Origin of the sequence: Janthinobacterium lividum (assembly GCF_034424625.1) — a bacterium.
GTDB classification, from domain to species: Bacteria; Pseudomonadota; Gammaproteobacteria; order Burkholderiales; family Burkholderiaceae_D; genus Janthinobacterium; species Janthinobacterium lividum.
The window spans coordinates 1,374,540-1,396,709 of the sequence record NZ_CP139976.1 but is presented as its reverse complement, the minus strand read 5'-3'; the positions used below and the strand labels follow the sequence as shown (position 1 = coordinate 1,396,709).

The 22,170-nt window shown below is 62.6% G+C and carries 23 protein-coding genes and 1 tRNA gene; 8 read left to right on the top strand and 16 right to left on the bottom strand.

The annotated features are described in order from the left end of the window. Nucleotides 1-46: 46 nt before the first annotated feature. Entirely contained in the window at nucleotides 47-2,614 is a 2,568-nt protein-coding gene (locus tag U0004_RS06315) for a TonB-dependent receptor plug domain-containing protein (RefSeq protein WP_070260068.1), read from the bottom strand. A gap of 126 nt (nucleotides 2,615-2,740) precedes the next feature. Then, nucleotides 2,741-3,481, bottom strand: a complete 741-nt coding sequence (locus U0004_RS06310) for a substrate-binding periplasmic protein (RefSeq protein ID WP_070260070.1) — start codon at nucleotides 3,479-3,481, stop codon at nucleotides 2,741-2,743. Between the two features lie 85 nt (nucleotides 3,482-3,566). Here U0004_RS06310 and U0004_RS06305 point away from each other — a divergent pair, with 85 nt between their 5' ends. Genes U0004_RS06305 through nth form a run of 3 tightly spaced genes read left to right on the top strand, consistent with a single transcriptional unit; the run spans nucleotide 3,567 to nucleotide 5,219 of the window. Next, nucleotides 3,567-3,824 carry a hypothetical protein gene (locus tag U0004_RS06305; RefSeq protein ID WP_139144286.1) on the top strand — a complete coding sequence of 86 codons (258 nt, stop codon included), beginning with the start codon at nucleotides 3,567-3,569 and terminating at the stop codon, nucleotides 3,822-3,824. Between the two features lie 19 nt (nucleotides 3,825-3,843). Then, nucleotides 3,844-4,575: an electron transport complex subunit RsxB gene (gene rsxB / locus U0004_RS06300; protein WP_070260072.1), complete on the top strand. Its 732-nt coding sequence runs from the start codon at nucleotides 3,844-3,846 to the stop codon at nucleotides 4,573-4,575. Further along, nucleotides 4,572-5,219: an endonuclease III gene (gene nth, locus U0004_RS06295; RefSeq protein ID WP_034782448.1), complete on the top strand. Its 648-nt coding sequence runs from the start codon at nucleotides 4,572-4,574 to the stop codon at nucleotides 5,217-5,219. Before rsxB ends, nth begins: the two co-directional genes overlap by 4 nt. A 54-nt stretch (nucleotides 5,220-5,273) precedes the next feature. Here nth and proB read toward each other — a convergent pair whose 3' ends face one another. The 5 genes from proB to rplU form a co-directional block, all read right to left on the bottom strand. Continuing rightward, a complete protein-coding gene (gene proB / locus U0004_RS06290; RefSeq protein WP_070260073.1) occupies nucleotides 5,274-6,392 on the bottom strand; it encodes a glutamate 5-kinase in 1,119 nt (372 codons plus the stop codon). A gap of 27 nt (nucleotides 6,393-6,419) precedes the next feature. Beyond that, nucleotides 6,420-6,830, bottom strand: a complete 411-nt coding sequence (locus U0004_RS06285) for a hypothetical protein (protein ID WP_034782445.1) — start codon at nucleotides 6,828-6,830, stop codon at nucleotides 6,420-6,422. Between the two features lie 12 nt (nucleotides 6,831-6,842). Beyond that, on the bottom strand, nucleotides 6,843-7,952 hold the full coding sequence (gene obgE, locus U0004_RS06280) for a GTPase ObgE (protein WP_034754647.1): 1,110 nt from the start codon (nucleotides 7,950-7,952) through the stop codon (nucleotides 6,843-6,845). Nucleotides 7,953-8,065: 113 nt separating this feature from the next. After that, nucleotides 8,066-8,338, bottom strand: a complete 273-nt coding sequence (gene rpmA, locus U0004_RS06275; protein WP_010395157.1) for a 50S ribosomal protein L27 — start codon at nucleotides 8,336-8,338, stop codon at nucleotides 8,066-8,068. Nucleotides 8,339-8,378: 40 nt separating this feature from the next. Continuing rightward, the gene (gene rplU, locus U0004_RS06270; protein ID WP_034754730.1) at nucleotides 8,379-8,690 is read right to left on the bottom strand and encodes a 50S ribosomal protein L21; all 312 of its coding nucleotides are present in this window, start codon (nucleotides 8,688-8,690) and stop codon (nucleotides 8,379-8,381) included. 304 nt (nucleotides 8,691-8,994) lie between these two features. Between rplU and ispB the strand changes: the two genes are divergently transcribed. Continuing rightward, the gene (ispB, locus tag U0004_RS06265; protein WP_070260076.1) at nucleotides 8,995-9,984 is read left to right on the top strand and encodes an octaprenyl diphosphate synthase; all 990 of its coding nucleotides are present in this window, start codon (nucleotides 8,995-8,997) and stop codon (nucleotides 9,982-9,984) included. A gap of 61 nt (nucleotides 9,985-10,045) precedes the next feature. Here the strand turns inward: ispB and arsH are convergent, their stop codons facing one another. The 3 genes from arsH to U0004_RS06250 are packed head-to-tail and all read right to left on the bottom strand — an operon-like array spanning nucleotide 10,046 to nucleotide 11,565. Continuing rightward, nucleotides 10,046-10,774, bottom strand: a complete 729-nt coding sequence (arsH, locus tag U0004_RS06260; protein ID WP_070260078.1) for an arsenical resistance protein ArsH — start codon at nucleotides 10,772-10,774, stop codon at nucleotides 10,046-10,048. Then, nucleotides 10,775-11,197, bottom strand: a complete 423-nt coding sequence (arsC, locus tag U0004_RS06255) for an arsenate reductase (glutaredoxin) (protein ID WP_070260082.1) — start codon at nucleotides 11,195-11,197, stop codon at nucleotides 10,775-10,777. Continuing rightward, nucleotides 11,194-11,565: an ArsR/SmtB family transcription factor gene (locus U0004_RS06250; protein ID WP_174718093.1), complete on the bottom strand. Its 372-nt coding sequence runs from the start codon at nucleotides 11,563-11,565 to the stop codon at nucleotides 11,194-11,196. The genes arsC and U0004_RS06250 overlap by 4 nt, the downstream gene beginning before the upstream one ends. 124 nt (nucleotides 11,566-11,689) lie before the next feature. Between U0004_RS06250 and U0004_RS06245 the strand changes: the two genes are divergently transcribed. The 3 genes from U0004_RS06245 to U0004_RS06235 all read left to right on the top strand — a co-directional run bounded on the left by U0004_RS06245 (nucleotide 11,690) and on the right by U0004_RS06235 (nucleotide 15,435). After that, complete coding sequence (locus U0004_RS06245) at nucleotides 11,690-13,783, top strand: AsmA family protein (protein ID WP_070260084.1); 2,094 nt, start codon at nucleotides 11,690-11,692, stop codon at nucleotides 13,781-13,783. A 54-nt stretch (nucleotides 13,784-13,837) separates the two neighbouring features. Next, nucleotides 13,838-13,914: transfer RNA gene (locus tag U0004_RS06240), tRNA-Pro, on the top strand. Between the two features lie 126 nt (nucleotides 13,915-14,040). Then, a complete protein-coding gene (locus tag U0004_RS06235) occupies nucleotides 14,041-15,435 on the top strand; it encodes a GntP family permease (protein ID WP_070260086.1) in 1,395 nt (464 codons plus the stop codon). A 12-nt stretch (nucleotides 15,436-15,447) separates the two neighbouring features. Here U0004_RS06235 and U0004_RS06230 read toward each other — a convergent pair whose 3' ends face one another. From U0004_RS06230 to U0004_RS06215, 4 genes are all read right to left on the bottom strand, one after another. Further along, complete coding sequence (locus U0004_RS06230; RefSeq protein WP_070260088.1) at nucleotides 15,448-16,851, bottom strand: sodium:solute symporter family protein; 1,404 nt, start codon at nucleotides 16,849-16,851, stop codon at nucleotides 15,448-15,450. A 131-nt stretch (nucleotides 16,852-16,982) separates the two neighbouring features. Next, nucleotides 16,983-17,786: a 3-oxoadipate enol-lactonase gene (gene pcaD, locus U0004_RS06225; RefSeq protein ID WP_231958471.1), complete on the bottom strand. Its 804-nt coding sequence runs from the start codon at nucleotides 17,784-17,786 to the stop codon at nucleotides 16,983-16,985. 11 nt (nucleotides 17,787-17,797) lie between these two features. Beyond that, entirely contained in the window at nucleotides 17,798-18,088 is a 291-nt protein-coding gene (gene catC, locus U0004_RS06220; protein WP_034782430.1) for a muconolactone Delta-isomerase, read from the bottom strand. A 153-nt stretch (nucleotides 18,089-18,241) separates the two neighbouring features. Further along, on the bottom strand, nucleotides 18,242-19,351 hold the full coding sequence (locus U0004_RS06215; protein ID WP_070260092.1) for a muconate/chloromuconate family cycloisomerase: 1,110 nt from the start codon (nucleotides 19,349-19,351) through the stop codon (nucleotides 18,242-18,244). 102 nt (nucleotides 19,352-19,453) lie between these two features. Between U0004_RS06215 and U0004_RS06210 the strand changes: the two genes are divergently transcribed. Next, nucleotides 19,454-20,368: a LysR family transcriptional regulator gene (locus U0004_RS06210; protein ID WP_070260212.1), complete on the top strand. Its 915-nt coding sequence runs from the start codon at nucleotides 19,454-19,456 to the stop codon at nucleotides 20,366-20,368. Nucleotides 20,369-20,374: 6 nt separating this feature from the next. Here U0004_RS06210 and U0004_RS06205 read toward each other — a convergent pair whose 3' ends face one another. Both U0004_RS06205 and U0004_RS06200 read right to left on the bottom strand, forming a co-directional pair. After that, a complete protein-coding gene (locus U0004_RS06205) occupies nucleotides 20,375-20,758 on the bottom strand; it encodes a hypothetical protein (RefSeq protein ID WP_070260094.1) in 384 nt (127 codons plus the stop codon). A 56-nt stretch (nucleotides 20,759-20,814) separates the two neighbouring features. Then, complete coding sequence (locus U0004_RS06200; RefSeq protein ID WP_070260214.1) at nucleotides 20,815-22,164, bottom strand: PepSY-associated TM helix domain-containing protein; 1,350 nt, start codon at nucleotides 22,162-22,164, stop codon at nucleotides 20,815-20,817. Nucleotides 22,165-22,170 lie beyond the last annotated feature (6 nt).

Genomic DNA, 22,170 nt, shown 5'->3' with positions numbered 1-22,170 from the left:
ATCCGTTCCTGTTCTTGATGATAAGTATGGAGATAGCGAAGGCAGATCAAAAGTGAACAGTGGCGCGGGCGTAGTAGTAACCGCCCAATACGCCCAATGGTCCCGAATTGTCGTAGGCGCCCGTGTACTGCGCCAGATTCGCAGCACTGCGCGCTGCGCGCGGCACCTGGCTGGGCTTCTGGTCAAAGACATTGTTGGCGCCCACCGTCACGTTGATGCGCTTGCTGATGTCGTAGCCGACGCTGACATCCGTCACGAAGGCGGCCTTCAGCTGGTAGTCGCCGCCCGTGATGGCGTTCAGGCGCTTGAGCTTGCCGTAGCGCGTTTCGCGCAGGTTGAATGTCCAGCCGGCTTTTTCATACGCCAGGGTGACGATCTCCTTGTCGCGCGGCGCCCGGTACAGCAAGTCGTACTCGGCCGACTTGCTCAAGGTGCCGATGTTCGGCAAACCTTGCAGCACGGCCGGCAGTGCAGCCTTGCCGACCAGGCTCGTATGGTTGATATTCGCGGCCGCCGTCCAGCGCAGCTTGCCATCGGCCACGCGCAGGACATCCTCGGCCGTCAAGTCGATGCCGCGCGTGCGCGTGTCGCCCACGTTGGCAAAGTAATGCGCGACCAGGCCATTGCCTACCGTCAGCCCCGCCGAGCGCAGCAGGTTTTCAATGACGCTCGCTTGCGCCCCCGTCAGCGGCCGGCCGCTGCCGTCGAGCGCCACGCCCGAGCTGCGGTCGATGCCGATGTTCGACGACACGCCCAGGCGGTCGCTGACCTTGATTTGATACGCGTCAACGGCCAGGCGCAGGGTGGGCGTAGGATTGAAGGTCAGCCCTGCTGACAGATTCGTCGATTTTTCCGGTTTTAATGCTTGCGCACCCAGGGCCCGTGCGGCAGCGGAATTGGGCTGCGCCAGGGTGTACGGCACGCCCGCATGGTCGGACGTGTTCGAATACGATTGCGTCACCAGGCTAGGTGCATGGAAACCGTTGCTGACGGTAGCGCGTACGGCGACCGTGGACGTCACGTCATAACGGGTGGACAAACGGCCCGTCGTCTTGCTGCCGAAATCGGAATATTTCTCGGCGCGCAGAGCCGTGTCGAGCAGCCATTGCGGCGTCAGTTTCGCGCCCAGGCCGATATACGCCGCATGGCTGTGGCGCGCCGTGTCGGATGCATCGACGGGCAGATAGCCGGCCAGCGCCGACGAGCCACTGCCCTGCCAGGAAGCGGGCTCGCCGGGGCTGCGCTGCTGCGTTTCATGCGAATACTCGAGGCCCAGGCTCAGGTCGGCCGGCTCGCTCAAGCCCAGTTGCACGGGGCGGCGCACCTCGGCATTCGTGGTCGAGCGGCTGTAGCGCTGATTGCCGATAGTAAAATCGGTCTTGCCACCGGGATAAGTCAGCGAGTAATTGGCCGAGTGTTCGACGCCCACGTCGATATCGTCGCGGCCATACGTCGTGCTCAGGTCCCAGGACCAGCCCGCCGTCTCGCCCTTGACGCCGCCCGTCAGCGAAAAGTCGTTTTCGCTCGTCGTTTCATATGGCGTGAAACCGTCGGGATACACGGCCAGCAAGCCTTTGTTGTTATTGAAAATGGTATTGGGCAGGCGGAAATTCTGCGCCGAGCGGGCATTGCGGTGCGCATAGATGCCGAAACCATACAGTTGCACCTCGTTCGACACGTCATAGCCGAGGTTGGCGCTGAGCGAGGCGGTCGTGCTTTGCGGCACGCCCGTATTGCGCCATGGATTGCTGTTGCGGTTTGCTTCGGCCGGGTTGGGCGAAGCGCCCGCCGGCAAGCTGTTGTTCGGTCCCAATTTCACCAGTTGGCCATCGCTGTTGCGCACGGCCGGATACGACAGATAAGCGGGATTCAGTCCAAAATTGCGCACGGCGATGCCTTGGCGCTGGACTTCGGCGCCGAAGTGGGCAAAGCCGTGTTCGCCCAGGCGCATGCCGCCATCGATGCGTGCCGACCCGTTCGTGCCGTCGCCCTCGTAGGTGGAACCGAGTTGCGTGCTGAAATTGCCCTTGTCATCCGACTTCAGGATGATGTTGATGACACCGGCGATGGCGTCCGAGCCGTAGATGGCGGAAGCACCGTCGCGCAGGATTTCCACGCGGGCAATCGCCCCCGTGGGGATCAGGGCCAGGTCGGTGGCGACGGAACCCGGAAAGCCGTCCTCATTGACGATGGCCGTCGTATGGCGGCGCTTGCCGTTGACCAGCACCAGAGTATGCGATGGATCGAGGTTGCGCAGCTGCCCGGCGCGCACGATGCTGCCCAGGTCAGGCTGCACGCGGGCCGGCAAGTTGAATGACGGCAAGGCCGTATCCAGCGCATCGAGCAAGTTCAATTTGCCCGTGGCCTGCAATTGCTGCGCGCTGATCACGTCGATCGGTGCGGCGCTGTTGGCCACCGTGCGGCCCGTGCCGCGCGCCCCCGTCACGATAACGGCATCGAGCGGGGCTGCAGCCTGCGCACCGTCCCCGGCAGGCACCGCTTCTTGCGCATGCGCCACGCCAGGCGCCCCCAGCACGAGCACGGCCACCGAGACGGCGTACGCCAGTTGCCGCAGGCGCGGGATGGGGTCTTGCTTGTGAATCAATTCCAGCATACGGAAACATCCTTTTCAAGTCGTCAACACAGTGGCTGCAGACTAAAGGATGGACAAACAAACAAGAACGAATGGTTTCGTATTTAGATATTTCGTTTTGGCAACTAACAACAGCGACGCGCCGTGTCAGGGACTGGCCGGGGCGGTCGCCAGGCTCTGGTCGAGCCGCTTCCAGTAATCGCGTTCCAGCCGGGCCGTATCGATGTCGCGCGCCGCTTCGTTGAAGCGCTTTTGCCGCGCCGCCCCTTCCGCGTCGCGCTGGAAGCACACGTGCACGGGACGCTCCTTGAAGACGGTATCGATGATGGCGATGCGCTCCCGCTCGGCCTTGCTGAAGTTGCGTCCCATCAGCAAGTGCTGCAGGACATGGCGCTCGATGACGATCACGCGGTAACGCTTGATGAGCAGTTTCTTCAGATTCGTCGCATCGTTCAAGCCCTCTTCCGTCTTCAACTCGCCGCGCGCCACCATGCCGTCGAACTGCTCGCCATTCGAATAGCCGGCCACGGTGCCGATACGCAGCTTGCCCAGGTCGGCCAGGGCGGTACCGGGCACGCCATCCTCCTTCAGGTAGGCCAGCACGCCTTGCGTATTGCCAACCGGAACAGAAAAGTGGCAGAGTTTTTCCCGTTCGGGCGTACGCCAGACAGCCAGAAACCCGGCATAGCGGGAACTGGCCAGGCCAAACTGCATGGCGCGCTTCCACGGGAAATACTCATATTTGACGACATAGCCCATGCGTTCGAAGATGGCGCTGACCATCGCCCCGGACATGCCGTCGGCAGGCAGGCTGCGGGAAATAAAGGGCGGCCAGTCTTCCGCGGCGAAGCGGACGATGCGCGAGCTGGCAGCGCCCGGCGCCGCCATGGGGGAGCCAGCCTGCCCGTGTGCAAGGGCAAGTGTAGCGTGCATGAATAAACAGAAGGGCAAACCAACTGTCCGGAGGAAACGCATGTTTGGCTCCTATGGCCTGGCGCACCTTGCAATGCAGGCGCGGCAACAGGACTGGCGGTCGGCTTTTTTGATCACTGGCTTGATAAAAATCATGCTCCCACAAAAAAAAGAAATTGCAAAGTTGTTTATTTGCACTTTGACATTCCCATGGGAAATAAAATACGATTGCGGCGCGCCTGCAACAGGCTGTCATGGCGCCGGCTATCCCCTCTCGCGCAACAGGTTTTTACTTGTGCGCGTGCCGGATGGCCGATAATGGCGTTTTACCGTGGAAGATGACCGTGCCGCACCCTGCCCCTCCCTCACTTGCCGACCAGATCGAAGACTTGCTGCCGCAAACGCAATGCACCAAATGCGGCTACAACGGTTGCCGCCCGTATGCGGAAGCGATTGCCGCCGGCAGCGCCGACATCAACCAGTGCCCGCCGGGCGGTGCGCAAGGCATCGTGCGTCTGGCCGGCTTGCTGGGCAAAAAAGTCATCCCGCTCAATCCCGTCAACGGCCTCGAACGTCCGCGATCTGTCGCCTATATCGACGAATCGCTGTGTATCGGCTGTACCCTGTGCATCCAGGCCTGTCCCGTCGACGCCATCGTCGGCGCCGCCAAGCAGATGCATACGGTGGTGACAAGCCTGTGCACGGGCTGCGACCTGTGCGTGGCGCCCTGCCCCGTCGACTGCATCGTCATGTACCCGGTCAGCGGCGACGCCACGGGCTGGGATGCCTGGAGCCAGGCCGAGGCAGACGACGCGCGCGCGCGCCACGATTTCCGCACGCAGCGTTTGCGCCGCGAAACAGAGGAAAATGAAGCACGCCTGGCCGCCAAGGCAGTCGCCAAGATGCATGAAGTGACGCAGGAAGTGCCCGTCACGCCAGACGAACAGGCCGAAAAGGAACGCAAGCGCGCCATCATCGCCGCCGCCATGGAGCGCGCGCGCGCCAAGGCCGCTGCCGCCAGCACGGACACCGCCCAGCCAGCCACCATCACCCCGAAAAAAGACGCATGAACGCCGCCAAACGCCTGGAAATCTTTACGCGCTTTCGCGCCGCCAACCCTTCCCCGAAAACGGAACTCGACTACACGACGCCGTTCGAGCTGCTGATCGCCGTGCTGCTGTCGGCGCAGGCAACGGACGTGTCCGTCAACAAGGCGACCCGCTTGCTGTATCCGGTCGCCAATACGCCGGCCACGATACTGGCCCTGGGCGTGGACGAGCTGGCCAGCTACATCCGCACCATCGGCCTGTTCCGCACCAAGGCGAAGAACGTCATCGCCACCTGCCAGATACTGCTGGAGCAGCACGGCGGCGAAGTGCCGCGCGACCGCGCCTCGCTGGAAGCCTTGCCCGGCGTGGGCCGCAAGACGGCGAATGTGGTCATGAACACGGCGTTTGGCGAACCGACCATGGCCGTGGATACGCATATCTTCCGCGTCTCGAACCGCACCGGCATCGCGCCGGGCAAGAATGTCGATATCGTCGAGCAAAAACTGCTGAAATTCATCCCCAAGGAATTCCTGCACGACGCCCACCACTGGCTCATCTTGCACGGCCGCTACACGTGCACGGCGCGCAAGCCCCAATGCTGGAACTGCATGATTGCCGACCTGTGCGATTACAAGGACAAGTCGCCGATGCCGGCCGTGGTATAGAGCAAAAAAAAACGGCCCGCAAGGGCCGTTTTTTGATTCGCAGCAAGCGGGAGCTTACAGCAAGACCATATTATCGCGATGAATCAGCTCATGGCCTTCCATATAGCCGAGGATGGACTCGATCTCGGTGGAAGGCTTGCGCATGATGCGGCGCGCTTCGCCGCTCGTGTAATTGGACAGGCCGCGCGCCACGGGCGCGCCATCGGCATCGACGCAGGTGATCACGGCGCCGCGGCCGAATTCGCCATTCACGCCCGTCACGCCGATCGGCAACAGTGACTTGCCTTCCTGGCGCAGCTTTTGCACGGCGCCCGCATCGAGCACGACGGCGCCGGCCGTATGCAAATGATCGGCCATCCACTGCTTGCGCGCCGTCAATTGCCCCGTTTGCGCCCGCAACTCCGTGCCGATCGCTTCGCCCTGTGCCAGGCGGCTGAGCACGTCGCTGTCGCGGCCCCAGGCGATGATGGTATGGGCGCCGGACTTGGCGGCGCGCTTGGCGGCAAGGATTTTCGTCAGCATGCCGCCACGCCCCAGGCTGCTGCCGGCACCGCCGGCCATCGCTTCCAGGGCCGGATCGCCGGCGATGCCTTGCGTGATCAGGTAAGCGTCCGGGTCCTTGCGCGGGTCGGCCGAGAACAGGCCGTGCTGGTCCGTCAGGATGACCAGCGCATCGGCTTCGATCAGGTTGGCCACCAGGGCACCCAGGGTGTCGTTGTCGCCGAACTTGATTTCATCGGTGACGACGGTGTCGTTTTCATTGATGATCGGCACCACGCCCAGGCGCAGCAGGGTCGTCAGGGTGGAACGGGCATTCAGGTAGCGTTCGCGGTCGGCCAGGTCGGCGTGCGTGAGCAGCACTTGCGCCGTGCCGAGGCTGTGGGCGCGGAAGCTGCTTTCATAGATTTGCGCCAGGCCCATCTGGCCGACGGCGGCGCAAGCCTGCAATTCGTGGATATCGGTGGGGCGCTGCTCGAAACCGAGGCGCAGCATGCCTTCGGCAATGGCGCCGGAGCTCACCAGCACGACTTCCTTGCCCAGGACGCGCAAGCCGGAAATCTGCGCGGCCCAGCGCGCGATGGCGGCATGATCGAGTCCGCGGCCATCGTTGGTGACCAGCGAAGAACCAACTTTGATGATGATGCGGGTAGCTTTTTGAATCACGGAATCCATGGGGCGGCGCTCTTCACTTAATAGACGTCAGCGCGCAGGACGCAGCAGCAGCAAGGCCAGCCCCGCCGTCAGCTCCATTGCGCACATGAACAACACAAAACCCTGGGGCAAGCCGAAGCTGATGGCCGCGAATAAACGGCCGGCGGGCTGCGCCAGGACCAACATTGCAGTGATATCGCCGAGGACAGGCGGTTCGCCCTGCCGTGCCGCGAACAGTGCCAGGAGCGCGGTAGCGCCCCAGACACCGACATGAGTAGCGTAGAACTGGCTGTAGCCGTTGACGCCATTGAGGAAGATGCCCATGCCGGCCGCCATTTCATCGGCGAACAACAGGCAGGCGACCGCGCTCAGCCCGTAAGCATACGCGATCAGATGCAATACACGGCGCTGCCACGCTTGCTTGCGCGCTGGCGCGACAGCGGCCGTCTGTACCGACATCAGGGTAAAGCCTTAGTCGAGGATCTTGAAACGCGGATCATCCGGGTCGATCGACGAGATACCGCGTGCTTCTTCGGTCATCTGCGTTTCTTCGGCACGGCTTTCGCTGTGTTTCTTCTCTTCCAGATGCTGGTAAATCGCATTCACCAGTTCCGGGCAACCCTGATGGTTCAGCGCGGAGATCTCGAAGACGGGACCTTTCCAGGCGAAACGCTTGAGGAAGTCCTTGACGATCTTCTTGCGCTCTTCTTCCGGCACCATGTCGAGCTTGTTCAACACCAGCCAGCGCGGTTTGTCGACCAGCGACTCGTCGTACTTTTTCAATTCCTTGACCAGCGCCTTGGCTTCCTTGACAGGATCGACGTTGGTTTCAAACGGCGCCAGGTCGACAATGTGCAACAGCAAGCCCGTGCGCTGCAAGTGGCGCAGGAATTGATGGCCCAGGCCCGCGCCTTCGGAAGCGCCTTCGATCAAGCCGGGAATGTCGGCGATCACAAAGCTCTTCTCGTGCGACACGCGCACCACGCCCAGGTTCGGGTGCAGGGTGGTAAATGGATAATCGGCAATTTTCGGACGCGCGTTCGAGACGGCCGAAATGAAGGTCGACTTGCCGGCGTTCGGCATACCCAGCAGGCCCACGTCAGCCAGGACTTTCAGTTCCAGGCGCAGTTCGCGGCGTTCGCCTTCCTTGCCCTCGCCTTTTTGGCGCGGTGCGCGGTTGGTCGAGGACTTGAAGTGGATATTGCCCCAGCCGCCTTCGCCGCCCTTGGCCAGCATTTCGGTCTGGCCGTGCTCGGTCAGATCGGCCAGGATTTCGCCGCTCGCGTTGTCGATGATCAAGGTGCCGACCGGCATGCGCAGGTGGATGTCATCGGCGCCCTTGCCATAGCAATCTGCGCCACGGCCAGGCTCGCCATTGCGAGCCTTGTGCATTTTGGAGAAGCGGAAATCGACGAGCGTGTTGATATTGCGGTCGGCGACTGCCCAAATGGTGCCGCCCTTGCCGCCATCGCCGCCATCGGGACCGCCGAAAGGCCGGAATTTTTCACGGCAGAAAGAGGCGCAGCCGTTGCCGCCATCGCCCGCGATGACTTCGATTTTTGCTTCGTCGATAAACTTCATAATTTTGCCGCCATAAAACTAAAAAGGCTCTACCTTGGGCAGAGCCTTTCGATTGAAGGCTTGCGCCTTACATCATGCGATCATTGCGGAGCGAACTGGCGCTCCGCGATGAATTACGCTGGTACTGCTGCGTTAGGTACAACGGTCACGAATTGCTTCGAGCCAGCACCTTTGACAACGAACTTCACTTTGCCCGCGATCAGCGCGAACAACGTGTGGTCCTTGCCCATGCCTACGCCTTCGCCAGCGCGCACTGGGGTGCCGCGTTGACGAATGATGATGCCGCCAGCATTGATAGCTTGGCCGCCGTAGACTTTAACGCCCAGACGTTTTGATTCTGAATCACGGCCGTTTCGCGTTGTGCCGCCGCCTTTTTTATGTGCCATTTAAGACTCCTTGATAGCTGATTAATTCAAACAGCGGCGATTAGCCGTTGATCGAAACGATTTGGATTTCGGTAAAATTCTGGCGATGGCCTTGATGCTTTTGGTAATGCTTACGACGACGCATCTTGAAAATTTTGACCTTATCATGGCGACCATGCGCCACAACCGTAACCAGTACCGTTGCACCTTCGACCAATGGAGCACCAAACTTGATGCTGTCGCCCGCGCCTACTGCGAGAACTTGATCGATGGTGATTTCGGAACCAATGTCTGCCGGTATCTGTTCTACTTTAAGTTTTTCGCCAGCGACAACTTTGTATTGTTTGCCACCGGTTTTTATGACCGCGTACATGATTTGAAACCTCATCAAATGTTGAAAGAATTTGTCCCACTGCCATGAAAAGCAAGCCGTGCACAACAGGGGGAACCAGCGATTATACACGGACTGAGAAATTGCGTCAAAAACTATTCACAAAGCTTGACGATCGTGGTATGTCGACAACCTGACCATCATGTCAGGCTTGCGCCAGGCGGACAGCAAAACGCGCGCCAGTGCCAACAAGGTCAATCAATTGCTCTACAGTCATAGGCAAACGTCACGCACGCGCAAGCCTTGTCGTATAATCGCGGCACCCACAATCTAATGCAGGTTCGCCTTGTCTGACGCTAACAAACACGTTAACCAAAACACCATCGTGCAAACGATTGCCGCCGATATGGACGCAGTCAATACGGTGATCCGCCAAAAGTTGCACTCCGATGTGATTCTGATCAACCAGATCGCTGAATACATCATCAGCGCAGGCGGCAAACGCATCCGTCCCGTGCTGATCTTGCTGGTGGCCAATGCCCACGCCTATCGCGGCACGGCGCACCATGAACTGGCCGCCGTGGTCGAATTCATCCACACCGCCACCCTGCTGCACGACGACGTCGTCGATGAATCGTCGATGCGCCGCGGACGCCAGACGGCCAATGCCCTGTTCGGCAATGCCGCTTCGGTGCTGGTGGGCGACTTCCTGCACTCGCGCTCGTTCCAGCTGATGGTATCGCTGAATAATATGCGCGTCATGCAAATCCTGTCCGACGCCACCAACGTGATCGCCGAAGGCGAAGTGCTGCAGTTGCTGAACATGCACGATCCGGACGTGACACAGGAAAGCTATCTGAACGTCATCCGCTCGAAGACAGCCAAGCTGTTCGAAGCGTCGGCGCAACTGGGCGCCCTGATTGCCGGCGCCAGTGAAGGCGATATCGAAGCGGCCGCCGAATACGGCCGCTCGCTGGGCACGGCCTTCCAGCTGATCGATGACGTGCTCGACTATGCAGGCGACGCCGCCGAAATCGGCAAGAACGTGGGCGACGACTTGCGCGAAGGCAAACCGACCATGCCGCTGATCTGGCTGATGGAAAACGGTACGCCAGAGCAACGCGAACTGGTGCGCAGCTGCATCGAGCAAGGCGACGAACAGCATTTCGACGCTGTCCTGACGGCCATCACCAGCAGCGGCGCCCTCGACTACACGCGCAAGCAGGCGGAAATCGCCGGCCAGCGCGCCGCCGATGCCATCGCCGGCTGGCCGGACAGCGTCTACAAGCAATCCATGCTGCAGCTGTGCTCGTTTGCCGTGGACCGCAATCACTGATCGCGTTTCATCCCATGCAATACAAAACGGCGCCACTGGCGCCGTTTTCTTTATGTGCCGCTTATTTGCTGCGCTCATGCTCCATCGCGGCGCCCGCCAATGCCTGGACGATGGCCGGCGCCGCTTCCAGCCGCTCGCTGTAGCGGCTGCCCAGGTAATCGCGGCGGTCGCGCACCAGCAGGGTGAATTTATACAGCTCCTCCATCACGTCGACCAGGCGCTCGTAATACGGCGATGGCTTCATGCGGCCGTCATCGTCGAATTCCTGATACGCCTTGGCAACCGAAGACTGGTTCGGTATCGTCACCATGCGCATCCAGCGTCCCAGCACGCGCAAGCCGTTGACGGCATTGAACGATTGCGAACCGCCCGACACTTGCATCACGGCCAGGGTCCGGCCCTGCGTGGGCCGCACGCTGCCCGTTTCCAGCGGCAGCCAGTCGATCTGCGACTTGAACACGCCCGTGACGGCGCCATGGCGTTCCGGGCTGCACCACACTTGCCCTTCCGACCATAGCGACAGCGCGCGCAATTCCTGCACCTTCGGATGCTCGGGCGACACGCTGTCGACCATGGGCAAGCCATGCGGATCGAACACGCGCGTGTCGGCGCCAAAGTGGCGCAGGATGCGCTCCGCTTCCAGGGTCAGCAGCTTGCTGTACGAGCGCTCGCGCAAGGAACCGTACAGCAGCAGGATGCGCGGCGCATGGGTGGACACGCTGGCCGGCGCCAGCTTGTCCAGGTCCGGCACGTCCAGGTGCGCAGCATTGATATTCGGCAAATCATTCATTCAGGCCACCGGCTTGCCGTCGGCGCCGACCACGGCCTGGCCGTCTTCCTTGACGAAGGCCCCTTGCTGCGGCAGCGGCAGGATGTCCAGCACTTTTTCCGACGGCCGGCACAGGCGCACGCCCAGTTCCGTGACGACGATGGGGCGGTTGATCAAGATAGGATGGGCTTGCATGGCGTCCAGCAGGGCCGCGTCCGGCAAGTCCGGATTGGCCAGGCCCAGCTCGTCATACAGGGCACCCTTGTCGCGCATCGCCGCGCGCACGGACAGGCCCGCGCGGCTGATCAGGTCGACCAGCTCGTCGCGCGACGGCGGATGCTTGACGTAATCGATGATGACGGGCTCGACACCCGTGTTGCGGATCAGGGCCAGGGTATTGCGCGAGGTGCCGCACGCCGTGTTGTGATAGATCGTGATCGTCATGTCGTGATGTCCTTGAGTAAATGAGATTCATTGACGCAACAAGAGGCGCCAGCACAGCAATTCTCGGTCAAGAAGGCCAGCAAGCCATTCATGCCCGCATAGTTGGCGGCGTAGATGATGGAGCGGCCCGCCTTGCTCGCCGTCACCAGGTTGGCGTGCGCCAACTCCTTCAAATGAAACGACAGCGACGATGGTGCGATCGCCAGCGCTTCGGCGATTTTCGTCGCCGCCATGCCTTGCGGCCCCGCTTGCACCAGCAGGCGGAACACGGCCAGCCGCGATTCCTGTGCCAGCGCAGCCAGGGCAGCGATGGCGGCCGTGCTTGTCAGCGGCGCAGCCTGCGTTGCGATAGTATTGTTGTTTTCCATAATTCAATAATACTCGAATTATGGAATCAATGCCAGTAATCACGATGCGTACGTAACCCAGCGCACCGACTGTCATGATCAATCGGTCTATCTTAATGAAAAAATCACTGCGATTGGCATCCCCATGACACGCTCGACACCCCTGAAAATCCTCGGCTGGAGCCTGGCCGCCCTGCTGGCCCTGATCGCCATCGTGGTCATCTTCGTGCTGACCTTCGACTGGAACCGCGCCCGCCCCTACATCAACGAAAAGGTGTCGGAAAGCACGGGCCGCACTTTCGTCATCGGCGGCGATTTGCAGGTGCAATGGAAGCAAGGGCTGAAAACGGAGCCGGGCTGGCGCCGCTACGTGCCGCGTCCCATCATCAGTGCGCAGGACGTGCGCATGAGCAACCCGGACTGGGCGACGGCCGGCCCGCAACTGGCCAGCGCGAAACGCATCGACGTGGCCATCCATCCGCTGCCCCTGCTGCAGCACAGGCTGGTGCTGACGGACCTGGCGCTCGACTCTCCCAATATTGCCCTGCAGCGGCGCGCCGATGGCAGCAACAGCTGGACCTTGAAGGATAACGGCCCTTCGGCATGGGACGTGGAAATCCAGCGCATGGCCTTCGGCGATGGTGCCATCCGCTATCTGGACGAGGGCATCGCGCTGGACCTGCGCGCCAAGGTCAGCTCGACAGCGCCCGACGCCACGCCGGGCGACGCGCCAGGCAGCGCGCCCGTGCAGAAATACGGCATCGAATTCACCCTGGGCGGCACCTACCGCAAAGCGCCCGTGACGGGCGGCGGCAAGGCCGGTGCCGTGCTGTCCTTGACCGACAACAACACCGTGTATCCCGTGCAGGCGCATGCCGTGCTGGGCAAGAACAAGGCCAGCATCGATGGCACCTTGACGGACCCGCGCTCGCTGTCGGGCATCGATTTGCAGCTGAGCCTGGCCGGCGCCAGCATGGCCGACCTGTATCCGCTGACGGGTGTGCTGCTGCCGGAAACCCCGGACTACGCCACCAAAGGCCGCCTGCTGGGCAAGAAGGACGGCGCCATCTGGAACTGGACCTATCAAAACTTCAAGGGCACGGTGGGCCAGAGCGACCTGGCCGGTACCCTGCAGTACTTGCCGCGCCAGCCGCGTCCCTTGCTGCGCGGCGAAGTGACGTCGCAACAATTGCGCCTGGAAGACCTGGGTCCCACCATCGGCGCCGACAGCAATGCGCAGAAACAGGCGCGCGGCAAGGCGCCTGTGCAGCCCGACAACAAAGCCTTGCCCGTGGAACAGTTCAATACAGCCAAATGGAATGCGCTCGACGCCGACGTGAAATTCACGGGCAAGAAACTGGTGCGCACGCACGATATTCCGCTCAACAATGTCGTCGCCAACATCCACATGAAAGACAAGGTGCTGAGTCTGACGCCGCTCAACTTCGGCATGGCCGGTGGCGACATCACCTCGAACATCACGCTCGATGGCCGTCAAAAGACCATCGCCGCGCAAGCCAAGGTGGCGGCGCGCCACCTCAAAATTCGCGAACTGTTTCCCAAGCTGCAATCGATGCAAGCGAGCTTCGGCGAAGTGTATGGCGATGCGGCGCTGACGGGCCACGGCAATTCCGTCTCGGCCATGCTGGCCAGCGCGAATGGCGAGCTGGCGGCCACCGTCAGCGAAGGCTCCGTCAGCCAGTTCATGCTGGAACTGGCTGGCCTGAACCTGGCCAACGCCGTCTTCGTGAAAATCTTTGGCGACAAACAAGTCCACCTGAACTGCCTGGCCAGCGACTTCGCCGTCACGAATGGCCAGGCCAACGTGCGCCGCTTCGTGCTCGACACGGACAGCGCCGTCGTGAATGTCACGGGCAACGTCAACCTGGCAAGCGAAACCCTGGATCTCGACGTGCGCCCCCGAACCAAGGGCGCCCGCATCATCACCCTGCGCACGCCGCTGTATGCGAAAGGCACGTTCAAGAACCCGGACGTGGGCCCGCAAAAAGGCCCGCTGGCGTTGAAAGCCGGCGCCGCCGTGGCGCTGGCCACCGTCGTCACGCCGCTGGCCGCCCTGCTGCCGCTGGTCAGCGTCGACAAGGCCCCGGACACGGATTGCGCCGCCGTCATGGCGCAAGCCAACGCCACCCGCAAGGCCCCGACTTCGCCTGCGACGAATGCGCCAGCAAAAAAAGTGAGCGAAGCGGAAATCAGGAAGGCGCAGCAGGAAAAGAAATAAGCGTTGATGCAGTCACTTGAAACCCGCCCCGCCATCTGCTGTAATACCAGTATGCGGGGTGTGGCTCAGCCTGGTAGAGCGCTGCGTTCGGGACGCAGAGGCCGGAGGTTCGAATCCTCTCACCCCGACCAACTTTTTCCTCACTAGGCTGACGTGAACTGCCGTCACCTTGATCTGCGCGTTGGCAGATTGCCGGGAAGTATGATATTAACTGCATTATTAATATCTTGATCACTTCTCGCGCAAGGGCCTGACCGATGTCTTTCCTGATAGTTCTGGCCGCACTGGCCTTCCTGATGCTGGCCGCCTACCGTGGCTACAGCGTGATCCTGTTTGCGCCCGTCGCCGCGCTGGGTGCCGTACTGCTCACCGATCCGTCCGCCGTGCCGGCTGTCTTCAGCGGTATCTTCATGGAAAAGATGGTGGGCTTTATCAAGCTGTATTTCCCCGTCTTTTTGCTCGGCGCCGTGTTCGGCAAGCTGATCGAGCTGTCCGGCTTTTCACAGTCGATCGTCGTGGCCGCCATCCGCTATATCGGCAGTTCGCGCGCGAATGCCGTCATCGTTGCCGTGTGCGCGGCCCTGACGTACGGCGGCGTGTCGCTGTTCGTGGTGGTATTTGCCGTGTACCCGTTCGCGGCCGAGCTGTACCGCCAGAGCAATATCCCCAAGCGCCTGATGCCGGGCGCCATCGCCCTGGGCGCATTTTCCTTCACCATGGATACCTTGCCCGGCACGCCGCAAATCCAGAACATCATCCCCACCACCTTTTTCAATACGACCGGCTGGGCCGCGCCATGGCTGGGCACCATCGGCGCCGTGCTGACGGTGATCATGGGACTGGCCTTCCTGGAATGGCGCCGCCGGTCCGTCATGGCGACGGGCGAAGGTTATGGCGTGGAAGCGGAACAGGCCAAGACCGGCGGTGGCGACTTGCCCCATCCGCTGCTGTCGGTGGCGCCTTTGGTGCTGGTGGGCGTGGCCAACTTTGCGCTGACCAAACTGATTCCCCACTGGTATGGCGACAGTTACGTACTCACCACCGAGGCCCTGCCCGGCTTGCATGCGCCCGTGTCGACGTCGATAGCGTCCGTGACCGGTATCTGGGCCGTGGAAGGCGCCTTATTGCTGGGCATCTTGCTCGTGTGCGTGACGGCCTTCGGGCGTATCCGCGCCGCCTTTGCCGAAGGCACCAAGGCGGCCGTGGGCGGCGCCCTGCTGGCGGCCATGAATACGGCATCCGAATATGGCTTTGGCGGCGTCATCGCCGCCCTGCCCGGTTTTCTTGCCGTCAGCAACACCTTGCGCAGCGTGCCCGATCCGCTCGTCAACGCAGCGGTCTCCGTGACGACCCTGGCCGGCATTACGGGCTCGGCTTCGGGCGGCATGAGCATTGCGCTGGCGGCCATGTCGGACAGTTTTATCCAGGCCGCGCAGCAGGCGCACATTCCGCTCGAAGTCATGCACCGCGTGGTGGCCATGGCCAGCGGCGGCATGGATACCTTGCCGCACAATGGCGCCGTGATCACCCTGCTGGCCGTCACGGGCCTCACGCACCGCCAGTCCTACCGCGACATTTTCGGCATCACCGTCATCAAGACGGTGGCCGTGTTCCTCGTCATTGCCATCTATTACATGACGGGACTGGTGTGAGGGTTGGGTAAGCTACAGCCGCGACGACGATGCCGGCTTCGCCAACGCTTGCGCCGGCTTGAACAGATGGCTGATGCCCATGGTCAGCAGCGGGCCGGCCAGCGCCAGGTAGGAACTGTCGACACCGTACGGATTGCCCGCCAGGAACCAGCCGATGGTGGCGATCACGGAGACGATCACGCCAACGAAGGCGCCGCGCGGCGTGCCGAATTTCGGCGCATAGAAGGCCATCAGCACCAGCACGGCCAGGGTGGCGCGCAGGGCCTTGCCCAGGAAGGCGATCATCAGCAGTTTTTCCGCATACAGCGCCAGCACCAGCGGCAGCAAGCCGGCCACGACGATGGCGATGCGCAGGAACATCAGCGATTTCGCGTCGTTCTTCGCCTTGTTGTACCAGGGATCATAAAAATCCTTCATGGCCAGGGTGGCCGATGCCAGGGTGGTGGCGGAAATGCCGCCGAACAGGGCGCCGGCCAGGCCGACGATCATGATGCTGGCGGAAAACGCCGGCATGTGGGCGATCAGGGTCGGGAAGGCGTCGATCGACTTCATGCCCGGATACAGCACGGCACTGCACATGCCGATCAGGGCCGCCATCAGGCCGAACGGGATCATCAGCGACGATACGTAGTAACAGGCGCGCTTGGCCACGGCCGGATTGTCCGTGCTGACCAGGGCCTGGATCACGTATTGCGTGGCGAAGATGGAACCGATGCCGCCGATCATCCAGGCGATGATCTGGCCCCAGCCGATCTCGACCCAGTTGAACATCTTGGCCGGCAGTTGCGCCTGCAGCGCGCCGATGCCGCCTGTGGCTTCCAGCGCATACGCCAGCGCCAGGATCACGCCCAGGTACTTGACGATGGAGTGGGCAAAATTGGTGTACACCACCGAGCGCATGCCGCCCAGGCTGACATAGATCACGGTAATGGCGCCCACCAGCAAGATGGCCACGGTCTTGTTGATATGCAGCACGGCTGCCAGCACGGCGCCGCCACTCGCGTACAGGGCCACGGCAACGATGCTCAGCGCAACGATGGTGAGGATGGACGCCGCATAGCGCACGGGTTCGCCGTAGGTTTGCGCCAGGATGCCGGAAATCGTCGACTGCCCGCTTTCCTTATATTTTTTCACCAGCACGATGGCCAGCAGCAAGAAGCCCAGCGACAGCGCCACCAGATTCCAGGCGGCGGAAATACCCAGTTCATAACCCTTCTGGGCCGTGCCGATGCTGACGGAGCTGCCAATAAATTCCGACAATAGCAGCGCGCCGATCAGGTAGGCGGGATAGTTGCGCCCGCCCGCCGCCATGCCCTCGGCGCTGTTGGCATGCTTGCGCACGCTATACGTAATGTACGACATGAGGGCGAAATAGCCCACCGTGACCGCCGCGATAATGATCAATCTGTTTTCCATCCGTCTACTCCAAGTCTGCTTTTCTTATTATTATTTTTCAAGAAAGCTTCCCCTGCCGCACGCCGGACCAGCCGGCGGCGGTGCTCAGAGGAAAACCACATTCCTGCCGTACCGATACGGTACAGCAAGCCTCACACTAAAAAAGTGCGCAACTGCGCCGTAAACAAGTCCGCCGCCTCGATGTTCGAGATATGCGAGGCGGGCAGGCTTGCCAGGCGGGCGCCCGCGATCTGCTGCTGCAGCCAGCGCCCGTCGTCGACGGTGGTTACGGGATCGTGCTCGCCCGCGATGATCAGGGTCGGCACGGCGATCGTGCCGACGCAGGCGTGCAAGTCCGCCTGGGCCAGCATGTCGCAGCAGGCCGCGTAGCCGCCGGCATCCTGGCTGCGCAAAATGCCGGCCAGGCGCGCCACCGTGTCCGCTTCGCGCGCGATGAACGGCGGCGTGAACCAGCGCGCGGCGGCGCTCCCGGCCACCGCAGCCATGCCGTCGCGGCGCACTTGCTCCGCCCGCAGCTGCCACGGCGCGGCGCCGCCGATGCGCGCCGCCGTATTTGCCAGCACGAGCTTCGTCAGGCGCTGCGGCTGGTGAATGCCCAGCCACTGGCCCGTCAAGCCGCCCATGGAAATGCCGCAGAAGGCGGCACGGGCGATATCGAGGTGGTCGAGCAGTGCCACCACGTCCAGTCCCAGCCGCCCGACGCCGAACGGCGCGCTGCCGCTGGCCGACTGGCCATGGCCGCGCGTGTCGTAGCGCACGACAAAAAAATCGCCAGCCAGCGCGGCCGCTTGCGCATCCCACATGGACAAGTCCGTGCCGAGGGAGTTCGACAGGACGAGGCAGGGCTTGCTGCGCTCGCCATCCGTGCGGTAATGCAGGCCGATACCGTCCACCTCGCACATTTTCCCGGCAGTGTCGTTGCCTGTATCCGTCATCGCATGTCTCCTCAGGAATCGTCGTCGCGCACCGACGAGGGATGGCGGCACAGCGGCATCACGTCGATCTGCATGTAGGGAAACAGCGGCAAGGAGGTGAGCAAGTTGTGCAGCTCCTCCACGCTGTCCACGTCGAAGACGCTGATGTTGGCGTACTGGCCGGCGATGCGCCACAGGTGGCGCCACTTGCCTTCGTGCTGCAGGCGCTGCGCCAGTGCCTTTTCCGTCTGCTTGAGCTGCGCCGCCTGCTCGGCGGGCATGCTCAATGGCAAGTTCACGTTCATGCGTACATGGAATAACATGGTTTCTCCTTAAGATTTTTATAGGCACTTACAACGCCAAACAAAACCGTAGCGAGCGGAAGAGAGTTGCGGTCGAGAAGCGCAACTGTACGAAGGTACAGTGAGCATCGCAGACCGTAAATCACGACGCGCAGTAGGTTTTGATAGGCGTCCTCAGGCGCGCTGCATGGAACGCAGCTTGTCCATATCGATCTCGACACCCAGGCCCGGCCCCGTCGGCACTTGCAGCATGAAATCGCGGTAGACCAGCGGCTCGCGCAGGACTTCCTGCGTCAGCAGCAGTGGCCCGAACAGCTCCGTGCCCCAGGCCAGTTCCGCGAACGTGGAGCACACGTGGGCCGTGGCGGCGGTGCCGACGCCGCCTTCGAGCATGGTGCCGCCGTACAGTCCCACGCCAGCCAGGCGCGCCACGGTGGCCACTTCCAGCGCGGGCAGCAAGCCGCCCGACTGGGTGATTTTCACCGCATACACGTCGGCCGCATCGGCCTGGGCCAGCGCCAGCGCATCGGCGGGACCGTGCAAGGCTTCGTCGGCCATGATGGCCACGTCGAAGCGCCGCGTCAGGCGCGCCAGCGCGGCGCGGTTGCCCGCCTTCACCGGCTGCTCGATCAGGTCGATGCCGCCCGCTTCCAGTGCGGCGATGCCGCGCACGGCGTCCGTCTCGCTCCAGGCCTGGTTGACATCGACGCGCACGCTGGCCCGTTCGCCCAGCGCCCGCTTGATCTCCAGCACGTGGGCCACGTCATCCATCACGTCGCGCATGCCGATCTTCAGCTTGAAGATGCGGTGCCGGCGCAAGTCCAGCATTTTTTCCCCTTCGGCGATATCGCGCGCGGTGTCGCCGCTGGCCAGCACCCAGGCCACAGGCAGCGCATCGCGCACGCGGCCGCCCAGCAATTCCGACAGCGGCACATTCAGGCGGCGCGCCTGCGCATCGAGCAGCGCCGTCTCGATCGCGCACTTGGCGAAGCGGTTGCCCTGTATGACCTTGCGCACCCTGGCCATGGCCTTGGCCACTTCGCTCGCTTCCATGCCGACCAGCAGCGGCGCGATATAGGTATCGATATTCGTCTTGATGCTTTCCGGGCTTTCGCCGCCGTAGCTCAAGCCGCCGATGGTGGTCGCTTCGCCCCAGCCCGTGATGCCGTCAGCGCAGCGCAGCCGCACCAGCACCAGGGTTTGCGTATTCATGGTGGCGACGGACATCCGGTGCGGACGAATGGTTGGCACATCGACCAGGTAGGTCTCGATATTTTGAATCATATTTATTCCGTATAATTCTGTGGAGTGGTGACACGATATTCCCCGAATCTCCCCACGTCCAACACCGAGTTGGTATCAAACCTATACCTGAAAGGTATGAAGATGGAATTACGGCACTTGCGCTACTTCGTTGCGGTCGCGGAGGAAAGAAACTTCACGCGGGCCGCCGCGCGCTTGCACATCGCGCAGCCGCCGCTGAGCCGGCAGATGCAGCAGCTGGAAGAAATCCTGGGCGTGGCGCTGATCGAAAAGGGTTCGCGTCCCTTGCGCCTGACGGAAGCGGGCGAGTTTTTCCTCGCCCATGCGCGGCCACTGCTCGACCAGGTGCGCGACCTGCAGGCGATGACGCAGCGTGTCGGCAAACTGGAACGCACCCTGTCGATCGGCTTTGTCGCGTCGACCCTGTATGGGGAATTGCCAGACATCGTGCACCGCTTTTGCGAGCGCCATCCCGAGGTCGACGTGACCCTGCATGAAATGACGACGGTGCAGCAGCTCAAGGCCCTGAAGGAAGGCCGCATCGACGTGGGTTTCGGGCGCCTGAAAAGCGAAGACCCCAGCATCCGCCGCATCCTGCTGCGCGAGGAGCGGCTGGTGGTGGCCCTGCCGCCCGGCCACCGGCTGGCCAGGGGGGAAGGCGGATTGCGCCTCACTGACCTGATCCACGAAACCCTGCTCGTGTATCCGAAAGCGCCCCGCCCCAGCTTTGCAGACCAGGTGCTGGCCATGTTCAGCGAAGGCAATGTCACGCCCGGCCCCGTCACGGAAGTGCGCGAGCTGCAGATTTCCATGGGACTGGTGGCGGCCGGCCAGGGCATTTCCATCGTGCCGGAAAGCGTGCAAGCCATGCATCACCGGAACGTCGTATACCGCAAGCTGGACGACAAGCATGCGTTCTCGCCGATTTTATTCAGCATGCGGCATATGGACCGCTCGCCGGAACTGGAAAACATCCTCGCCGCCGTGTACTCGATCTACGATGAACACGGCATCGCGCACGTCAAGGAAAGCCTGTAGCAGTGACTACGCCGCGTCGGCCAGCAATTCCGGGCGCAGCGCGCGGATGCGCAGTTCCGTGAAATAGCCGCCCGCCTCGTTGTAGCGCAGGTAGTGGCGGCCGCAATTGAGGCAGCGGGCTACCTGGCTCAGATTGGCGGGATAGTAGCGCGGCGCGATGGGCGCATCGGCGCTGTCATAGCGCGTGCCGTGCGGGTGGTACTCGGCAAACGTCGGTTCCTCGTACGGATCTTCGCGCAGGGTGCCGATTTCTTCAAAGCGGTCGAGCTCCAGCGAGGTAGGCAGGCGCTGCCAGGCGTCCAGCGGGACGGCGCAGCAGCTGCATTTTTTGGTAATCGTGGCCGAAGCGGTGGCCAGCGCGGACAAGGCGGGAAAGTCGATGAATACCATGGTTCAACCTATGCAAGGGGCGGCCCATGGCAACGAGCCGGGCCGCGCCCCTTATTCTAGCGCAGCCACATCCGGCCGACACGCGGCCCACATTTTGCCAGGCCCAGCTCCAGCAGCAACAGCATGCCGCCGGAAACGAGCAGCAGCGGCATCAGCGCGCACATGGCGGCTGCCGCCAGCCAGGCCAGCGCGGAAGGCGACGTCCAGGCGCCCGGCAGCAGCCTGGGTAAACCCAGCGAGCCAGGCAAGCGCCGTTTGAAAAACATCACCCAGCCCGACACCAGCGAGAACAGCACGCTGGCGCCGAACAGCAGCAGCACGGCCTGGTTCCACCAGCCGAATTCGCCGCGGTGGAACGGAATGCCGATGGCGGTGGCCTTGCCGAACGCCGTCTGCGCCTCCCACCCCGCGTAATACAGGGGCTTGCCGCTGTAGGCATCGAATTGCAGGTCGAAGCGCAAGGTGGGCTGGCTGCGGTCAGCCATGGTGGCGCGCCACACATCGTCCTGGCTGGCCGGCGCCGTCAGCTGCACGGCGATGGCGGGCGCGTGGCTGCGCGCTACCTGCCACGCATCCTGCCAGTCGAGCGGAGCGCCCTCCTCGCGCGAGTGCAAATCACGTGGCACGGGCGGCGGCGCCTGGCCGCTGACGTCGCGCAACGCGCGGATGCGCCCGCCCGCCTGCTGGCTCCACGTCAGGCCCGTCGTCAGGATCACAACGCTGACGATGCCGAGCGCCACGCCCAGGAAAGCATGCCACTGGCGCCAGCCATTGCGGCCCCGCGCGCCCCGCTTCGGCAAGCCCGATTGCGCGCCACGCGGCCACCACAGCACCACGCCCGTCACCAGCATCACCATCAGCCAGCTGGCCGCCAGCTCGATCATCCAGCGCCAGCCATCGTTTTGCAGCAGGCGCGAATGCAGCTTTTTCGCCCAGTTGCCGAAGCGCTCGCTGCTGGCCAGGCTGCCCAGCACGCGCGCGTCATAGGGATTCACATACACGACGATGGCTTGCGCGGGCAGGCCGAACTTCGGCCTGGCGTGCGTGAGCGGCGCGGCATGTCCGCCATGGCCCGCATGTTCATCCTGCGCGCCGCCGGGCGGCGCGAACGCCACCTGCACCGCATCGTCCTGTTGAAACGGCGGCACCACGTGCTGCACCGCCCAGCCTCGAGGCGCAGCCCGCTCCGCAGCCGCCACGGCGGCGTCCAGCGGCAGCATGGACGCTTGCGGCGCCACATGGTCCAGGTGCTGGTACAGCCTTGCCTCGATCTGCGGCGTGAACACGTACAAAATGCCCGTCAGGGTAGCTAGCAGGGCAAACGGCGAGGCGATCAGCGCGGCCCAGAAGTGGATGCGCCAGTACAGGCTTTTGCGCCGCGCGATGAGAAAGGTGAAATCGTCCATGGCCAT

What these genes read in the sequence shown, in the direction of transcription:
- U0004_RS06315 (WP_070260068.1), bottom strand. Translation starts at nt 2,614, where the DNA reads ATGCTGGAATTGATTCACAAGCAAGACCCCATCCCGCGCCTGCGGCAA.
- U0004_RS06310 (WP_070260070.1), bottom strand. Translation starts at nt 3,481, where the DNA reads ATGGCGGCGCCGGGCGCTGCCAGCTCGCGCATCGTCCGCTTCGCCGCG.
- U0004_RS06305 (WP_139144286.1), top strand. Translation starts at nt 3,567, where the DNA reads ATGTTTGGCTCCTATGGCCTGGCGCACCTTGCAATGCAGGCGCGGCAA.
- rsxB (WP_070260072.1), top strand. Translation starts at nt 3,844, where the DNA reads ATGACCGTGCCGCACCCTGCCCCTCCCTCACTTGCCGACCAGATCGAA.
- nth (WP_034782448.1), top strand. Translation starts at nt 4,572, where the DNA reads ATGAACGCCGCCAAACGCCTGGAAATCTTTACGCGCTTTCGCGCCGCC.
- proB (WP_070260073.1), bottom strand. Translation starts at nt 6,392, where the DNA reads ATGGATTCCGTGATTCAAAAAGCTACCCGCATCATCATCAAAGTTGGT.
- U0004_RS06285 (WP_034782445.1), bottom strand. Translation starts at nt 6,830, where the DNA reads ATGTCGGTACAGACGGCCGCTGTCGCGCCAGCGCGCAAGCAAGCGTGG.
- obgE (WP_034754647.1), bottom strand. Translation starts at nt 7,952, where the DNA reads ATGAAGTTTATCGACGAAGCAAAAATCGAAGTCATCGCGGGCGATGGC.
- rpmA (WP_010395157.1), bottom strand. Translation starts at nt 8,338, where the DNA reads ATGGCACATAAAAAAGGCGGCGGCACAACGCGAAACGGCCGTGATTCA.
- rplU (WP_034754730.1), bottom strand. Translation starts at nt 8,690, where the DNA reads ATGTACGCGGTCATAAAAACCGGTGGCAAACAATACAAAGTTGTCGCT.
- arsH (WP_070260078.1), bottom strand. Translation starts at nt 10,774, where the DNA reads ATGAATGATTTGCCGAATATCAATGCTGCGCACCTGGACGTGCCGGAC.
- arsC (WP_070260082.1), bottom strand. Translation starts at nt 11,197, where the DNA reads ATGACGATCACGATCTATCACAACACGGCGTGCGGCACCTCGCGCAAT.
- U0004_RS06250 (WP_174718093.1), bottom strand. Translation starts at nt 11,565, where the DNA reads ATGGAAAACAACAATACTATCGCAACGCAGGCTGCGCCGCTGACAAGC.
- U0004_RS06245 (WP_070260084.1), top strand. Translation starts at nt 11,690, where the DNA reads ATGACACGCTCGACACCCCTGAAAATCCTCGGCTGGAGCCTGGCCGCC.
- U0004_RS06235 (WP_070260086.1), top strand. Translation starts at nt 14,041, where the DNA reads ATGTCTTTCCTGATAGTTCTGGCCGCACTGGCCTTCCTGATGCTGGCC.
- U0004_RS06230 (WP_070260088.1), bottom strand. Translation starts at nt 16,851, where the DNA reads ATGGAAAACAGATTGATCATTATCGCGGCGGTCACGGTGGGCTATTTC.
- pcaD (WP_231958471.1), bottom strand. Translation starts at nt 17,786, where the DNA reads ATGACGGATACAGGCAACGACACTGCCGGGAAAATGTGCGAGGTGGAC.
- catC (WP_034782430.1), bottom strand. Translation starts at nt 18,088, where the DNA reads ATGTTATTCCATGTACGCATGAACGTGAACTTGCCATTGAGCATGCCC.
- U0004_RS06215 (WP_070260092.1), bottom strand. Translation starts at nt 19,351, where the DNA reads ATGATTCAAAATATCGAGACCTACCTGGTCGATGTGCCAACCATTCGT.
- U0004_RS06210 (WP_070260212.1), top strand. Translation starts at nt 19,454, where the DNA reads ATGGAATTACGGCACTTGCGCTACTTCGTTGCGGTCGCGGAGGAAAGA.
- U0004_RS06205 (WP_070260094.1), bottom strand. Translation starts at nt 20,758, where the DNA reads ATGGTATTCATCGACTTTCCCGCCTTGTCCGCGCTGGCCACCGCTTCG.
- U0004_RS06200 (WP_070260214.1), bottom strand. Translation starts at nt 22,164, where the DNA reads ATGGACGATTTCACCTTTCTCATCGCGCGGCGCAAAAGCCTGTACTGG.